We start from the raw sequence: 14,700 nt of genomic DNA on the forward strand, positions 1-14,700 counted from the left end.
CGCTGCGACGTTCGCGGGCTCACTGCCGCCGCCCTACCAGCCCTGCACGTGGATGGTCACCGTGCCGTCTGCGGAGGCGGAGTCCGAGGACCCGCCGCACGCGGCCAGGGACGCAGCCAGGGCAGCCACCGTGCTGGCGGCTGCCAGCAGTCTGCGGGAGCGCTTGATTGCACACCTCACCCAATCGTCGACCCTCGTCGACTGTCGGCTTCGTTGGGGATTCCAACCGGTCTGCGTAGGTATACAGCGGTAAGCCCGCTGAAGGAAACCGGTTGACTTCAAGCTGCGGCGAACGTTAGGTTGCGGCGCCAGAGGGTGTCAAGGGATCCCGCGAACGGGTCAACGGAACGTGGGACCCTCGGGAGAGCGACAGCGGCAAGGAAGCCGCGGCGGAGAGCGGAGGCGTTGAGGTGTCCGAGTTGTCCGAGCCACCGGTGCGAGCCAGGCTGGTGGACGTCGCCCGGGAGGCGGGAGTCTCCAAGGCCACCGTCTCCAAAGTCCTCAACGGCCGGACGGATCTTTCCGTCCGCCCCGAGACCCGGCAGCGGGTCCACCAGGTCGCCGAGGCCCTCGGCTACCGGCCGCACTCCGGGGCCCGCGCGCTGGCCGGCGCCAGCACCCACGCCCTCGCCCTCCTGGTCCCGGCCCTGGCCAACCCCACGTATGTCACCATCGCCCGCGGCGCCTACCGCCGGGCCCGTGAGCTGGGCTATCTGTCACTGCTGGCGGAGGACTTCGACGGGCAGGAGGCCGACGAGGCCTTCAACGACCTGGCCCGCGAAGGCCGCGTCGACGGGCTACTGATCGCCTCCGCCCGACCCGGCCACCCGCTGGTCGAGGGCCTGCGCCGCAGCTCCGTCCCGCACGTCTTCCTCAACCGGGCGGTCGAGGGCTCCGGGCGCAACGTCACCATGGACGTCGCCCGGGCCAGCGTCACCGCCCTGGACCATCTGCACGGGCTCGGCCACCGGGCCGTCGGCCACATCGCCGGCCCGTACGGCATCGTCCCCAGCCAGGTACGTGAGCAGGCCTTCCTGCGGCACGCCGCCGAGCTGGGCATGTCGGCGACCCCCGTCGCCCACGGAGACTTCACCGAGGAGGGCGGCCAGGCCGCCGCCCTGGAGCTGCTGGACCCCGGCGCCTCGAAACCCCGGGTCACCGCGCTGTACGCCAGCTCCCTCGCCCAGGCGATCGGCGCGATGCGCGCGGTCCGCTCCCTGGGCCTGCGGATCCCCGAGGACATCTCCCTGGTCGGGAACGACGACCTGCCGGTGGCGGCGTACCTCTCTCCCCCGCTCACCACGGTCGCCATGCCCCTGTACGAGCTGGGCACCGCCGCCGTGGATGCCCTGGTGGCCGCCATCAACGGACAGCCGCAGGCCGATGTCGTCGTGCCGACCGAGCCGCGTCTGGTGCTGCGCGACTCCACGGCGAGCCCGGGAGGATCGTCGTGAACCGGTTCGAAGGGCGTACCGCCCTGCTCTCCGCCGCCGCCTCCGGCATCGGCCGGGCAACCGCCCACCGCCTCGCCTCGGAGGGCGCCGCCGTCCTGGTCACCGACGTGGACCCGGACGGCGCCCGCCGGGTCGCCGAGGAGATCGGCGCCAAGGGCGGCCACGCCCGCCACCGCGAGCTCGACGCCACCGATCCCGCCCACTGGGCCGAGGCCGTCGCCGACGCCGAGGCCTGGACCGGCCGCATCGACGTACTGCACCTCAACGCCGGCCACAACTTCCCCGGCGCCATCCACGAACTCGACGACGACTCCTGGCACAGCCAGCTCCGCCTCGCCCTCGACTCGGTGTTCTTCGGCGTCCGCGCCGCCGTCCCCCGGCTCAGGGCCTGCGGCGGCGCCGTCGTGATCACCTCCTCCGTCCACGCCACGATCGGCTTCAGCGGCTTCCCCGCGTACGCCGCCGCCAAGGGCGGCATCGGGGCGCTGGTCCGCCAGCTCGCCGTCGAGTACGCCGGGCAGATCCGCTTCAACGCCGTCCTGCCCGGAGCCGTGGTCACCGCCCACTGGGCCGGTGCCTCACTGGAATACCGCGCCCAGACCGTCTCCCGTACGCCCGTCGGCAGGCTCGGCGAACCCGAGGACATCGCCTCCGCCGTGGCCTTCCTCGCCTCCGACGACGCCTCCTTCATCACCGGCCAGAACCTGACCGTGGACGGCGGCCGCAGCATCAGCTCGCACGAATAACGAACAGCACCACCACAGCACCCGCAGCGACACCAGGAGATCCGCCGTGAAAATCACCGGATACGAACTCTTCTTCGTCGAACCCCGCTGGCTCTTCCTCCGCGTGGACACCGACGAAGGCATATCCGGCTGGGGCGAGCCCATCGTCGAGGGCAAGGCGCACACCGTCGCCAAGGCCGTCGAGGAGATGTTCGACTACCTGACGGGCCAGGACCCCGCCCGGATCGAGGAGCACTGGCAGATGCTCGCCAAGGGCGGCTTCTACCGGGGCGGTCCGGTGCTCAGCAGCGCCCTGGCCGGCATCGACCAGGCCCTGTGGGACATCGCCGGCAAGACCCACGGCGTACCGGTGCACCAGCTCCTCGGCGGACACGTCCGCGACCGGGTCCGGATCTACGGCTGGCTGTACGGCGAGACCCCCGAGGAGCTGGCCGAATCGGCCGCCGGGCAGGTCGCCAAGGGGCTGACCGCCGTCAAGATGAACCCCTGCGCCCAGCTGGAGCCGCTCGCCACCCCGGCCGCCATCGCCGCCATCGTGGACCGGGTGACCGCCGTCCGCGAGGCCATCGGCCCGGACCGGGACCTGGCGCTGGACTTCCACGGGCGATTCAGCGGGGCCATGTCCCGGCGCGTACTGCCGTACCTGGAGCCGCTGCTGCCGATGTTCGTCGAGGAGCCGGTACTGCCGGAGTTCACCCGCGACCTCGGCTCGGTGGTCCGCTCCACCTCGATCCCCATCGCCACCGGCGAACGGCTCTTCTCCCGCTGGGACTTCCGCGACGTCCTCGCCGACGGCATCGCCGTCGCCCAGCCCGACATCAGCCACGCGGGCGGCATCTCCGAGACCCGCCGCATCGCCGCCCTCGCCGAGACCTACGACGTCCTGGTCGCCCCGCACTGCCCGCTCGGCCCGATCGCGCTGGCCGCCAGCCTCCAGCTCGACTTCGCCGTCCCCAACTTCCTCATCCAGGAGCAGTCGCTGGGCATCGGCTACGGCGACAGCAGCGGCCTCCTCGGCTACCTGCTGGACTCCTCGCCCTTCGAGGTCCGCGACGGCTACATCGACCGCCTGACCGCCCCCGGCCTCGGCGTCACCATCGACGAGGCGGTCGTCCGTGAGGCCGCCGCGCGCGGGCACCGGTGGCGTAACCCGGTCTGGCGCAACACGGACGGCTCGCTGGCCAGCTGGTAGACAACCGGGCTCTGCCCGGACCTCGCTGAACCCCACGCGGTCAGCGCATTCGCGCTGCCCCGGCGCTGCTGAAACAACGCCGGGGCGGCAACCACACGCTCCAGGCGCACCGGCTGCAACCGGTACCGCGCCTGGCGAAGAGGGGAATCTCGCCGCACGTCGCGGCAAGGGACACATCCACCCATCCAAGGAGCGCGCAATGAAGCGTCGCAGACTCAGCTCTCCCAACAGATCAGTTCTTGCCATACCTCGAACGTCACGGGTCCTCGCTCTGCTCGCCGCCATGGCGGGCGCACTCCTCGTCCCCGTCACCGCCACCACCGCGTCGGCGGCCAACACCAGTTACTACGTGGACTGCTCCGCCGCCTCCAACGGCACCGGCACCAGTGCCAGCCCCTGGAACGCCGTCAGCAGCGTCAACGCCACCACCTTCGGCGCGGGCGACAGCATCCTGTTCAAGGCCGGCACCACCTGCACCGGCCAGCTCTCCCCGGGCGGCTCGGGAGCCTCGGGCAGCAACATCTCCATCAGCTCCTACGGCACCGGCAACAAGCCGATCATCAACGCGGCCGGCGCGACCGGGGCCGTCATCAAGCTGCTCAACCAGCAGTACTGGGACATCGGCGGCCTGGAGCTCATCGACACCGCCTCCTCCCCCGCGTACCGCTCCGGCGTCCTGGCCGAAAACAGCTCCGGCGGCATCCTGCACCACATCCGGGTGCACGACATGTACATCCACGACATCCTCGGCTACGGCGGCGGCTGGTACTCCACCAACGCGGGCGTCGGCGTCCAGACCGACCACACCACCCCGGTCTCCACCTGGGACGACGTGGTGGTCGAGAACAACACCTTCGACCACGTCGACCGCATCGCGGTGGCCGTGACCCCCGACGCCGACGGCCAGGGCACCGGCCTGACCACCAACACCGTCATCCGCAACAACACGATGACCTACGACGGCGCGGACGACGTCCTGGTCGTCAAGAACGACGGCGCCCTCATCGACGGCAACAAGGCCGGCTACGGCGGCGCCAAGGCCACCTGCCCGCCGTCGGGCAACTACTGCAACGGTGCCTCCGCCGGCATCTGGATGTCCGGCAGCAGCAACACCGTGGTCCAGAACAACGAGGTCTACTGCCACATCAACGGCGCCGACGGCACCGGCTTCGACGTCGACTGGGGCAACCACAACACCACGTTCCAGTACAACTACAGCCACCAGAACCTCGGCGGCTTCCTGCTGGTCATGCCGCCCTTCACCATCGCCAACGAGCCCACCTCGACGGTGCCCAGCGACGGCACGGTGGTGCGCTACAACATCAGCGAGAACGACGGCAGCAACTCCGGCTGCCCGACCTCCGGCACCCAGACCCACGGCGGCGGTGTCCTGCACTTCGTCGGCGGCGTACCGAACCAGAGCGGCAGCTCCAGCGCGGTCCCGCTGTTCTACAACAACACCTTCTCCGTCCGGGACGGCCTGAGCACCCCCATCCTGTACTCCCGCGCCGGAACCTCCATCAGCGGCGCCCTGTCCTTCAAGAACAACGCGGTCTTCAACTACGGCTCCGGCAACTACTTCACCACCACCGGCACCTCCACCTACTCCAACAACCTCTTCTACGGCAACCACCCCTCCCGCGAGCCCACCGACGCCGCGAAGGTGACCGCCGACCCCGAGTTCCGCAACGCGGGCAACCTCAACACCTCCTCCGCCTACACCGGCAAGAACGCCTACAAGGTGCACCCGTCCTCGCCCGTCATCCGGGCCGGGGCCGTGATCAGCTCCAACGGCGGCTTCGACGCCTTCGGCACCGCCGTCTCCGCCACCGCCGCACCCAACATCGGCGCCGACAACAGCACCGGCGGCAACCTCCTCACCAACGCCGGCTTCGAGACCGGCGCCCTGTCCCCCTGGACCCAGGCCAGCGGCAGCGCGTCGTCCGTGCCCGCCGCCAACGCCCGCACCGGCAGCTACGCCCTGACCACCGCCGCCAGCGGCAGCGGCGCCAACCAGGCCCTGACCGGCCTCAGCCCCTCCACCACCTACCTGCTGACCGGCTGGGCCAAGGTCGCCACCGCCGGTGAGACCCTCGCCATCGGCGTCAAGAGCTTCGGCGGCACGGAGACGTACACCAACATCGCCACCACCGCCTACTCCCAGGCCGCCGTCCTGTTCACCACCGGCTCCTCCAGCACCACGGCCACCGTCTACTGCTGGAAGAACGCCAGCGGCACCGGCGCGGGCTACTGCGACGACCTCGCCGTCGAGCCCCTGACCTCCGCCACCAACGCCGTCACCAACCCCGGCTTCGAAACCGCCGCCCTCACCCCCTGGGTCCAGAGCGCCGGCACGGCCTCCAGCGTCGTCGCCTCGAACGCCCGCACCGGCACGTACTCCCTCCAGACCGGAGTCAGCGCCAGCGGTGGCATCCAGACCGTCAGCGGCCTCACCTCCAGCGGCACCTACCTCCTGGCCGCCTGGGCCAAGGTCGCCACCGCCGGTGAGGAAGTCGCCGTCGGCGTAAAGAGCTTCGGCGGTACGGAGACGTACCTGCGGGCCTCGACCACGTCCTACGCCCAGCAGCCCATCTTCTTCACGACGGGCAACTCCACCACCTCGGCCGCCGTCTACTGCTACAAGAACTCCGGCTCCGCGGCCGGGTACTGCGACGACTACACGCTGGTGAAGCTGCCGTAGGGCATCGCTCACCGGCCACGCGCGGGGTGGAGGAGCGGCGGCTCCTCCACCCCGCGTCTTCGCGAGCTGACCGTCCGTCATCGAGGCTTCGTCTACACCAGTGCCTGCTCGTACCACCCGAGCACGCGCATGGCCCGCAGGGTGTTCCAGCGGCTCGGCTTCCCTTCGCCGTCGTCGATCGCGAAGTGCAGCTCCCCGGGGTGGGGATTCTCCAGCGGCCAGCGGCCGGCCGCGTCGCGCTTGGACCGGACCAGTTCGATCGCCTCGGCCACCCGGTCGTCGGGGGTGACGCCGGCCGCGCGCAGGTAGTCGAGACCGCGCAGCACGTCGTAGTGCCAGAAGGCCGGGTAGGAGAACTGCGTCCAGGCCGCCGGACCACTGGTCTTGCGATCCCGGTCGATCGCCTGGCCGGTCGACAGCCGCCGGAACATCCGCCGCTCCAGGAGGTACTCCTGCCCCCGAAGCCGGGCTTCGGCCACTTCAGGGACGCTTCCTGCCGCCTGCTCGTATTCCAGCAGCCCTTCCAGCACCTCGATCGTGGTGTGGAACGACCCCCGGGTCGACCCGTTCTCCTGCTCGCAGTTCCACCCGCCGTCGGCCATCTGCTCGCCGAGAAGCCGCTCGACGACCGCTGCGACATCCACGCCGAAGTAGGCTCCCAGCGCCACGGTCCGGCCGTTGATGCACGGCTCGACCTCCCCGGCGAAATACGGCTCACCGTCGTGCTCCCACCGGACGTTCTCGCGCACCAGACCGACGGCGACGCGTGCCGCCTCACTACTGTCCGGTTCGACGCCGAACGCCCGCAGCAGCACAAGACTCCAGGTAGTGGAGGTCCACGCAGGAAAAAGCGTGCCCCGCCGCTCGGGTCCGAACGAATGCCACCACCTCTCCGCAGCCCCGGAGGGAAACGTAGGAGTGCCGGCAGGCCACTGGCCATGCGGTTGCTGGAGAGCCAGCAACCGCCCACCCCAGCCCTCGCCCGCGACGCGGGTCCGCTCGGCCGCGACCTCCTCCTCGGGCGCGTCGGTCAGGTCACGCATCACCTGCCAGCGGATCGCCGGATCACTGTCCAGCAGCCAGTCGATGACGTCCACGCACCCAACCTCTCCGAGAAAACCGTTGGCTCTCCACGGTGCTGTCAACAGCTTGGTCTCGGCAACAGCCACGTACGCCCAGGAACCGGCCCCCGGGCAGCGTGATACCGAACTTCGCGGCCCTCTCGGTCAGTTCGCGCCAGACCTTGGTGGCCACCGGGTGGGCCGACCCGGTAGTCCTCGCCCGCGCCGTCGACGGCGTCGATGGGCGCCGAACACCGCGGGGCACGCGGACATCGTCCGCAAGCTGCTCGACGGCGCAAAGGGCTATTACCAGCCCAGCCCAGCTCCGCTCCGCGCAGCGAGCCCCGGTCTGGGTCGGCGACGACTGCACGCTGGTGAAGGTGCCGTAGGGCATCACTCACCCATGACCGCCCGGGCCGCGTCGAGAAAGGCCAGTCTGTTGTCCTCCAGGTAGTCACGCACGCTCTCGCCATCGGGCAGGCCGTCCCACACCGTCTGGTTGAGGTCGAGGAAGTACTTGCGTGCCGCGTCATGCACAGGCAGGGGGAACTGGATGCGGATCAGTCGCTCCGCGACCCACAGCCTGTTCATGACGTCCTGGGTCGCGAGGTTCCAGGCGCTGGTGTCGTCCCAGCCGTGCGGCGGCCTGCTGAAGGCGGCGCGCTCCGCCTCGGCCGCCACCTCGACGAACCGCTCCAGCAGCGCGAACCGCTCCGCGCGCCGGGCCTCCGACAACTCGGTCTGCTGCTGCCGCAGTTCCGCCCGCTCGGCCGACCGCTGCGTTGCGAACTGAACGAGGAAGGACAGCACGCCACCAAGCGCGACGCCGCCCAGCGATATGAGTGACACCGAAACCTGACCAGCCATGGTGGCCATCGTTCCACGCTGCGGATCCTGGCCGACGAGGGACGGTCAGGCGGCCCCGGGCGGCGTGATGCCGAACTTCTGGGCGCTCTCGGTCAGTTCGCGCCAGACCTTGGGGGCCACCGGGATCCCCTTGGCCGTACGGGCGACGGCCACCTCCGCCGTGGCCTCCAAGTCGTCCACCTCGACCTCGATTTCGGTGGTCCCGTTGATGTGAGTGGCGTCGGTGACCTGCTTCAGCGTGAGTGTGGTCTTACCGCCCTCGTCCCGTAGGCGTAGCCACTGCCCGCCCTGAACAGCGTCGTTCTCGAAGTTCAGCCGGGTGAACATGGTCCGGTGCACGATTACGGACCTCACGCTCACCGGGGCATCTCCACAAGCGAGTCGTCTTCCACGTGAGCGAGAAGCTGCTCGGCGCTGCCGGCCAGGAGGAGCACGTAGGCGGCTTCCCTGCCCGGGAGAGGGGTCGAGTCGGCGAGCGTTCGCGCGCTGGCGACGATGTTCCCCAGTTCGAACCACAGGTGGCCTCGCGGGTCCAGCTCACCGCGTCGCACTTCCACGTACGGCAGAAGCGCCCGGACATGGCCGCGCAGCGCCAGGAGTAGGGCTCTTTGCTCATGCCCCGTCGGCTCGGCGAGCTTCGCGCACCGGATCGCTTCCTTCACCCGCATCAGGTCGTAGCCCGCGCGCAGCACGCCCGTCACCGACCCCACCCGCTGTACGCGTTGACCTCGGCGACGCGGGCACGCAGCTCGTCGGTGGCATCGGCCGGACGAACGTCGTCGGGCTCGGCTTCCCATTCCAGGCCGCCCGTCACCGCCCGGAGGTACAACCGGTCGCCCTGCTCGCCATCACCCGGCCCACACGGTCCGTCTTAGTGTCCAGCGCCAGCGTGCCCAGCTCAAGGGCTTCTTCGTCGCTCATACGGCGATGGTCATGCGAGTGGCCAGGACGTAGGAACCTCCCCCATTTCGCACTTCGGGACGTCCCGTAGGGGGTAGAACGTCCCTAGTGCCGTCCCGACAAGCAGGGGGAGACTGCGATGCCAAACGAGAGGCTACGCGCCGTCATGGCAGCCGGAGGGTGGACTTACGCATCTCTGGCGGCGAAGACTGAGGTCGACCCCAAGTCCATCGAGCGCTGGGTCAATCTCGGCCGCACACCACGCCGCGCGACAGCCCTGCTGGCGGCGGAAACGCTGGGAGAAGACGTGCACGCTCTATGGCCGGCGCTCAGGCAGCCACGCGCCGCCCGCGCCGTAAGCCCCGAACTCGTCGCGCTCTACGACCAGCGCGCAGACATCCCGGTGTCCGCGTTCGCGGACCTCCTGGCCCAGGCCCAAGAGCGGATCGATGTGCTCGTGTACGCCGCGGTCTTCCTGCACGAGGCCTACCCGCGTCTGAACGATCTGCTGCGGGAGCGAGCGGCCGAAGGCTGCACCATCCGGATCGCGTTGGGCGACGCCGACAGCGAGATCGTCCAGGCCCGCGGGCAAGAGGAGCGCTTCGGCCACGGCATCGAGTCACGTTGCCGACTGGCCCTCATGCACTACAGCCCCCTGATCGGGACGCCCGGCATCGAAGTGCGGACCCACGAGACCACGCTCTACAACTCCCTGTACCGCGCGGATGACCAGCTGCTGGTCAACGCCCATATCTGGGGCGTGAACGCGTACGGTGCCCCTGTGTGGCATCTCCGCCGAAGCGGCGACGGCGGCATGTTCGACACCTATGCCGAGAGCTTCAACGCGGTGTGGGCGACGGCGAAGCCGGTACAGCAGGAAGGGTGAACGTGGCGCGGACCGAGTATTACGACGATCCGAAAGCGCCCAAGCCGAACAGCTTGGTCGTCGCTGCCTCGGCCGTCGTCACCGACGGGAATGGGCGCATCCTGCTCCAGCGCCGACGGGACAACGACCTGTGGGCACTCCCAGGCGGGGGTATGGACCTCACCGACTCGCTACCCGGCACGGCCGTCCGCGAGGTCAAGGAAGAGACCGGCTTGGATGTGGAGATCACGGGCCTGGTCGGCACGTACACCGACCCGAAGCACGTCATTGCCTACGCAGACGGCGAGGTCCGCCGACAATTCAACGTCTGCTTCACAGCCCGCATCATCGGCGGCCGACTCGCCATCTCCGACGAGTCCACGGAGCTCCAGTTCGTGGACCAGGACAGGCTGGAAAAGTTGCCCATGCACCATACGCAACGACTTCGTCTCCGGCACTTTCTAGAGCGCCGAGAGCAGCCCTATCTCGGCTGATAACGCCAGGCCCAACGCACTTGACCCTCACCCAGCGCGACACCCGATTTGCCGCCTGCGGATCCGCTGGGAGATACGCGACGACATCTACGAAGCCTTCCTCACCCTCGGATGCGCACTGATCTGCTGGCGACGCTTGAACTCCCGATAGGAGTGTCAAGACAGGCACGGCGTCGGCTTGCGCCACACGGAGATGTGCTTCGCGGAGTCCTGGGTGAACGGCGCCCCGTCCCAGTCCGCGACGCGACGTTCCATCTCAAGCCCAGCGATCCGTGCCATCAGGTCGAGCTCTGCCGGCCAGGCGTACCGGTGCCGGGAGTTGCCGCGGCGGTAGCGGCCGTCGTCGCCGTCACGGGTGAAGTGGTGCGAGACGAGAATCTGCTCGACCAGGTCGAAGGTGTCGAAGCCGAGATGCTGCTCAGAGACGTCGAACGGCACCGCGACCTGGCCGGGGGGCAGGAACCGCAGCGGCGGCACGCCCAGCTCGATGACGAATCGGCCCCCGGGCACCAGATGACGTGCGGCGTTACGGAAGCATTCGACCTGCTCGTCCTGCGTGAGCAGGTTCGTGATGGTGTTGTAGACGAGATAGACCAGGGCGAACTCGCCGGGAACGACGGTCGTGGCCATGTCCCCGATGACCACCGGGAGCGTGTTCTCGTCGATCTTGCGCCGCAGCACCGCTGCCATGTGCTCGGACAGTTCGATGCCCACTACCGGCACGCCGCGTTCCCGAAGCGGGACCCCCACTCGTCCGGTCCCGATGGCGAACTCCAGTGCCCGGCCGTCTCCGGCCAGCTCGGCAAGGAAGGCGAGAGTCGGTCCGAGAGCGGCGGCCGAGGACGTCTCAGCCTCCTCGGCGTCGTAGCGGTCGGCGGTCGCACGGGTCCACAGCTCACTGCTCGTCACGGGCGGCCACTTTGCCGGGTGCCGAGGGGCGCTGTCGACGCGTTTTCTCCTCGGCGCAGCGTGCACCGCCCACGGCTTCGGCCGAGCCACCCCACAGCCCCGGATCATCAGTCCTGGACGAGATCGACCACGCCGGCGGGGGTGTCCGTTCCTTCTCCGCCTAGGCCCGGACAGGGCCTAGCCGACTACTCGAGTCCACCGAGACGGAGGGCATCCCTTATCTCGCTGAGCCTCGCGGTCGTCGCCGGGGTCCGCTCCTTCGCCTGTCCGGCGAGTCGGAGGGCATCCTCGATCTCGCTGAGTTTCGCGTAGGGCAGGGCACCCGCCCGCTCGATCAGATCGTCCTGGGACACGGTGGTCAGCCACGTGCAAGGGGTAAAGCCCGGACGCGGGAAGGCGAACCGCAGCACGCCTTCAAAGGGCAGTCCTTCCATGGCGCCTACTGCCACTTCGACGCCCAGACCGCTGATGTCGACGCCCGCCGGAGCCACGACCTGCATCACCCGGATCCCGGACGCGTCGCCTTCCGACAGCAGTACGACCGGCCGCCGCTCGTCGAACTCGACCCACCAGACTTCGCCACGTTGCACATGTCCTCCTGACACAGGACGGCAGGCGGACGCTGCGCGACCTCACGCGGTGGCCGCAGGTCACAGCGTAGACCCTGCCCGCCGGCAGGAGGCGTTCGCCTCCTGGCCGACGAGACGGTCAGGCGGCCCCGGGCGGGGTGATGCCGAACTTGGCGGCGGCCTCGGTCAGTTCGCGCCAGACCTTGGGCGCCACCGGCACCCCCTTGTCGGTGCGGGCGACGGCCACCTCGGCGCTGCGCTCGCCGGGGTAGAACACGCCCGGGGCGCCGTTGGCCGGCGGGAGCTGCTTGAGGGTGGCGAGGGTGGCGTCGACGGCGGCGGTGAAGGCGTGGGGGTCGCCGAAGGCGGCGGGGTCGAGGGCGATGAGGAGGGCGTTCTGGCGGTGTTTGCGGCCTTGGGGGTCGTCGGAGTGGAAGGCGGAGAAGATGGGGGCGCCGACGAGGACGCTGGTGAGGAGTTCGAAGGCCAGGGACATGCCGGAGCCTTTGGCACCGCCGAGGGGAAGGGGCATGACCGCCTGGTCGGGGTCGGTGGTGGGGGTGCCGTCGGCGGTGGCGGCGGCGCCTTCGGGGAGGGGGGTGCCGGTGGCCTTGGCCTGGCGGATCTTGCCCAGGGCGATGGTGGCGGTGGCCATGTCGAGGAGGAGCGGGGCGTGGCTGTCGGCGGGGACGGCGATGGCGAGGGGGCTGGTGGCGACGGCGGGGCCCTTGACGCCGGTGTAGCCCATGTTGGGCATGCCGGAGACGAAGCCGATGCCGACCAGGCCCTGTTCGGCGATCTTCGACACGTAGTAGCCGATGGCACCGGTGTGCACGGTGCGGCGCACGCCGACGGCGGCGATGCCGGTCGTCCTGGCCCGGGTCACCGCCTCCTGGGCGGCCGCGGTGAGGGCCACCGGGCCGGGCGCGCGGTCGGCGTCGAGGACGGCGGCGGCCGGGGTGCTGGACTCGACCGTGATCTCCGGGCTGGCGTTGGCCACGCCCTTGGCCAGCAGCTCCAGGTAGGCGGGGACGCGGGCGATGCCATGGGAGTCGACGCCGCGCAGGGCGGCCCAGACGAAGACGTCGGCGGTGGTGCCGGCGTGCTCGGGGCTGAGGCCGCCCTTCTCCAGGAGGGCGGCGGCGAAGGTGCGCAGGTCGTCGGCGGGGATGAGTACCTTGGTGTCGGTCATGGTGGCGGGGGCCTCCTGGGTCAGCGGGTGACGAGGACGTCGACGACGGCGGTGGTGCCGTCGGCCACGGCTTTGAGCGCGCGTTCCAAGGCGGGGGCGAGGGCGTCGGGGGCGTCGACCGTCTCGGTGTGCATCCCGAACGGCTCGGCGAAGGCCGCCAGCCGGGGCAGCCGGTGCAGGTCGGTGCCGAGCCATTCGCCGGTCTCGGCGGCCGCGCCCTCGGGGTAGAACCTGCGGTGGTTGAGGTTCATGGACTTGTAGACGCGGTTGTTGAAGATCACGATCAGCAGCGGCAGATCGTAGGCGCTTGCCGCGTCGTACGACTGGATCACCGGGTTGTACGCGAACGCCCCGTCGCCGATGGTGAGGACGACCGGCCGCTGCCCGGCGGCGAGCTTGACGCCGAGTGCGACCGCGATGCCCTGGCCGAGCCCGCCCTGGACGTAGAAGTACGAGTCGGGGCGGGAGGTCTCCACATGGCGCTTGACGACCCGGCTGTGGGTGATGGTCTCGTCGACGACGATCGCGTCGTGACCGTCGAGCAGCCTGCGCAGGGTCGCGGCGACGAGGACCGGGTCGATGCCCTCGGCCTCCTGGGCCTTCGCCTCGGCGCGGCCGATGGCGGTCCGCTCGGCGGTGTGCCGCTCCTGCTGTGCCGTGCGGCGTACGGCCACGGCGGCCTCGTCGAGATCCTTGGCCCGCTTGGTGAGCTGGCGCAGCGTGTTGGCGACATTGCCCTCCAGGTAGCGGTCGGCGAACAGCACCTGGTAGACGACGTGCGGGCGCTGCGGCACCTCGTCGATGACGACGATCCGCGCCTTGGAGGGGCGCCGGCTCGGCGGGTAGAAGGGGGCGCGGCAGTTGACCAGGAGGATCAGGTCCGCCTCGTCCATCCAGGGCCCGATGTCGCTGCCCGCGTGCAGCGGGTGGGTGCGCGGGAAGTTGCCGCACACCGCGGAGTCGGGCTCGACGACGGGGATGTTCCACGCCTCGGCGAAGGCGATCAGGGCCTCGAAGCCGCCTGCCTCGCGGCCGGAGGTCTCCGTGACGATCACGGGGTTCGCCGCCTCGCGGATCATCCGGGCGACGGTGTCGGCCTCTTCGGGCGAGCTGTGCGTGGAGCCCGGCGGCACGATGGGCTTGGCCTCGCGGCCGTCCCACTCCTCCAGCAGGATCTCCAGCGGGATGTTGAGGTACGCCGGGCCCGCCGGGGCCCGCCAGGCCAGCTCGGCCGCCCGGGTGATCATCGTGGGCAGGGTGTGGACGCTCCCCACCTCGTTCGACCACTTGGTGAAGGGCTGGGCGATGCCGTGCGGGCCGCCCACGATCGACAGGTTGCGGTACCACTGGCCGCCCGGGTCCTGGCCGGGGCCGTCGCCGTACGTGGTGGACTCCGAGGAGGCGACCACCATCGGGACACCGGCGAGCAGCGCGCCGTGCACCGCCATCGAGCCCTGCAGCAGGCCGGGGGCCGCGTGCAGCAGTACGCCCTGGGGGCGGCGGGTGACCAGGCCGTAGCCGGTGGCCATGCCGACTGCCACCGTCTCGTGGGTGAGGTCCAGGTACTTCGGCGCGGGCTCGCCGTCGCGGTGGCGCCGGGCCAGTGACTCCCACACCGGGGCCCATTCGGAGCCCGATGAGCAGAAGATGTAGTCGGCGCCGACGGCGTTGAAGGCGGATACGACGGCATCACCGCCGTCGGCGCCTGACGTGCTGTTCCTGGTGTCCGTGTCCGTCATCTCCGGTGCTT

13 protein-coding genes and 1 pseudogene are annotated in these 14,700 nt (G+C 70.1%); 6 read left to right on the forward strand and 8 right to left on the reverse strand.

Annotated elements, in window-relative coordinates; genetic code table 11:
- The first annotated feature begins 410 nt into the window (after positions 1–410).
- The 4 genes from OG607_RS21350 to OG607_RS21365 all read left to right on the forward strand — a co-directional run bounded on the left by OG607_RS21350 (position 411) and on the right by OG607_RS21365 (position 6,093).
- A complete protein-coding gene (locus OG607_RS21350) occupies positions 411–1,454 on the forward strand; it encodes a LacI family DNA-binding transcriptional regulator (RefSeq protein ID WP_405725643.1) in 1,044 nt (347 codons plus the stop codon).
- Entirely contained in the window at positions 1,451–2,200 is a 750-nt protein-coding gene (locus tag OG607_RS21355) for an SDR family NAD(P)-dependent oxidoreductase (RefSeq protein WP_405725646.1), read from the forward strand. The genes OG607_RS21350 and OG607_RS21355 overlap by 4 nt, the downstream gene beginning before the upstream one ends.
- A gap of 46 nt (positions 2,201–2,246) precedes the next feature.
- On the forward strand, positions 2,247–3,392 hold the full coding sequence (gene dgoD / locus OG607_RS21360) for a galactonate dehydratase (protein WP_405725649.1): 1,146 nt from the start codon (positions 2,247–2,249) through the stop codon (positions 3,390–3,392).
- Between the two features lie 283 nt (positions 3,393–3,675).
- Positions 3,676–6,093, forward strand: a complete 2,418-nt coding sequence (locus OG607_RS21365) for a carbohydrate binding domain-containing protein (RefSeq protein WP_405725652.1) — start codon at positions 3,676–3,678, stop codon at positions 6,091–6,093.
- Between the two features lie 92 nt (positions 6,094–6,185).
- On the opposite strand, the gene OG607_RS21370 is transcribed toward OG607_RS21365, so the two are convergent.
- The 4 genes and pseudogenes from OG607_RS21370 to OG607_RS21385 form a co-directional block, all read right to left on the reverse strand.
- Positions 6,186–7,190 (reverse strand): hypothetical protein, encoded by a 1,005-nt coding sequence (locus OG607_RS21370; RefSeq protein WP_405725654.1) that lies wholly within the window; start codon positions 7,188–7,190, stop codon positions 6,186–6,188.
- A 357-nt stretch (positions 7,191–7,547) separates the two neighbouring features.
- The gene (locus tag OG607_RS21375; RefSeq protein WP_405725657.1) at positions 7,548–8,030 is read right to left on the reverse strand and encodes a hypothetical protein; all 483 of its coding nucleotides are present in this window, start codon (positions 8,028–8,030) and stop codon (positions 7,548–7,550) included.
- Between the two features lie 141 nt (positions 8,031–8,171).
- A pseudogene (locus OG607_RS21380) lies at positions 8,172–8,354 on the reverse strand (adenylyl cyclase); the annotation flags it as partial.
- Positions 8,355–8,377: 23 nt separating this feature from the next.
- Complete coding sequence (locus OG607_RS21385; RefSeq protein WP_405725660.1) at positions 8,378–8,722, reverse strand: DUF6415 family natural product biosynthesis protein; 345 nt, start codon at positions 8,720–8,722, stop codon at positions 8,378–8,380.
- A gap of 338 nt (positions 8,723–9,060) precedes the next feature.
- On the opposite strand from OG607_RS21385, the gene OG607_RS21390 reads away from it, so the two are divergent.
- Both OG607_RS21390 and OG607_RS21395 read left to right on the forward strand, forming a co-directional pair.
- Positions 9,061–9,807, forward strand: coding sequence for an XRE family transcriptional regulator (locus tag OG607_RS21390; protein ID WP_405725663.1), 747 nt, complete (start codon positions 9,061–9,063; stop codon positions 9,805–9,807).
- Between the two features lie 2 nt (positions 9,808–9,809).
- Entirely contained in the window at positions 9,810–10,280 is a 471-nt protein-coding gene (locus OG607_RS21395) for an NUDIX domain-containing protein (protein WP_405725666.1), read from the forward strand.
- A gap of 156 nt (positions 10,281–10,436) precedes the next feature.
- On the opposite strand, the gene OG607_RS21400 is transcribed toward OG607_RS21395, so the two are convergent.
- The 4 genes from OG607_RS21400 to OG607_RS21415 all read right to left on the reverse strand — a co-directional run bounded on the left by OG607_RS21400 (position 10,437) and on the right by OG607_RS21415 (position 14,689).
- Entirely contained in the window at positions 10,437–11,189 is a 753-nt protein-coding gene (locus tag OG607_RS21400) for a class I SAM-dependent DNA methyltransferase (RefSeq protein ID WP_405725669.1), read from the reverse strand.
- Between the two features lie 185 nt (positions 11,190–11,374).
- Entirely contained in the window at positions 11,375–11,779 is a 405-nt protein-coding gene (locus OG607_RS21405) for a type II toxin-antitoxin system PemK/MazF family toxin (RefSeq protein ID WP_405725672.1), read from the reverse strand.
- Positions 11,780–11,897: 118 nt separating this feature from the next.
- On the reverse strand, positions 11,898–12,950 hold the full coding sequence (locus OG607_RS21410; RefSeq protein WP_405725675.1) for an Ldh family oxidoreductase: 1,053 nt from the start codon (positions 12,948–12,950) through the stop codon (positions 11,898–11,900).
- Between the two features lie 20 nt (positions 12,951–12,970).
- On the reverse strand, positions 12,971–14,689 hold the full coding sequence (locus OG607_RS21415) for a thiamine pyrophosphate-dependent enzyme (protein ID WP_405725678.1): 1,719 nt from the start codon (positions 14,687–14,689) through the stop codon (positions 12,971–12,973).
- Between the last annotated feature and the right edge of the window lie 11 nt (positions 14,690–14,700).

It is taken from the genome of Streptomyces sp. NBC_01537, assembly GCF_045040445.1.
In the GTDB taxonomy this organism is placed as follows: domain Bacteria; phylum Actinomycetota; class Actinomycetes; order Streptomycetales; family Streptomycetaceae; genus Actinacidiphila.

Bases quoted from the DNA above. Each gene is read 5' to 3' on its own strand.
- OG607_RS21390 (WP_405725663.1), top strand. From the start codon at position 9,061: ATGCCAAACGAGAGGCTACGCGCCGTCATGGCAGCCGGAGGGTGGACT.
- OG607_RS21410 (WP_405725675.1), bottom strand. From the start codon at position 12,950: ATGACCGACACCAAGGTACTCATCCCCGCCGACGACCTGCGCACCTTC.
- OG607_RS21415 (WP_405725678.1), bottom strand. From the start codon at position 14,689: ATGACGGACACGGACACCAGGAACAGCACGTCAGGCGCCGACGGCGGT.
- OG607_RS21375 (WP_405725657.1), bottom strand. From the start codon at position 8,030: ATGGCCACCATGGCTGGTCAGGTTTCGGTGTCACTCATATCGCTGGGC.
- OG607_RS21365 (WP_405725652.1), top strand. From the start codon at position 3,676: ATGGCGGGCGCACTCCTCGTCCCCGTCACCGCCACCACCGCGTCGGCG.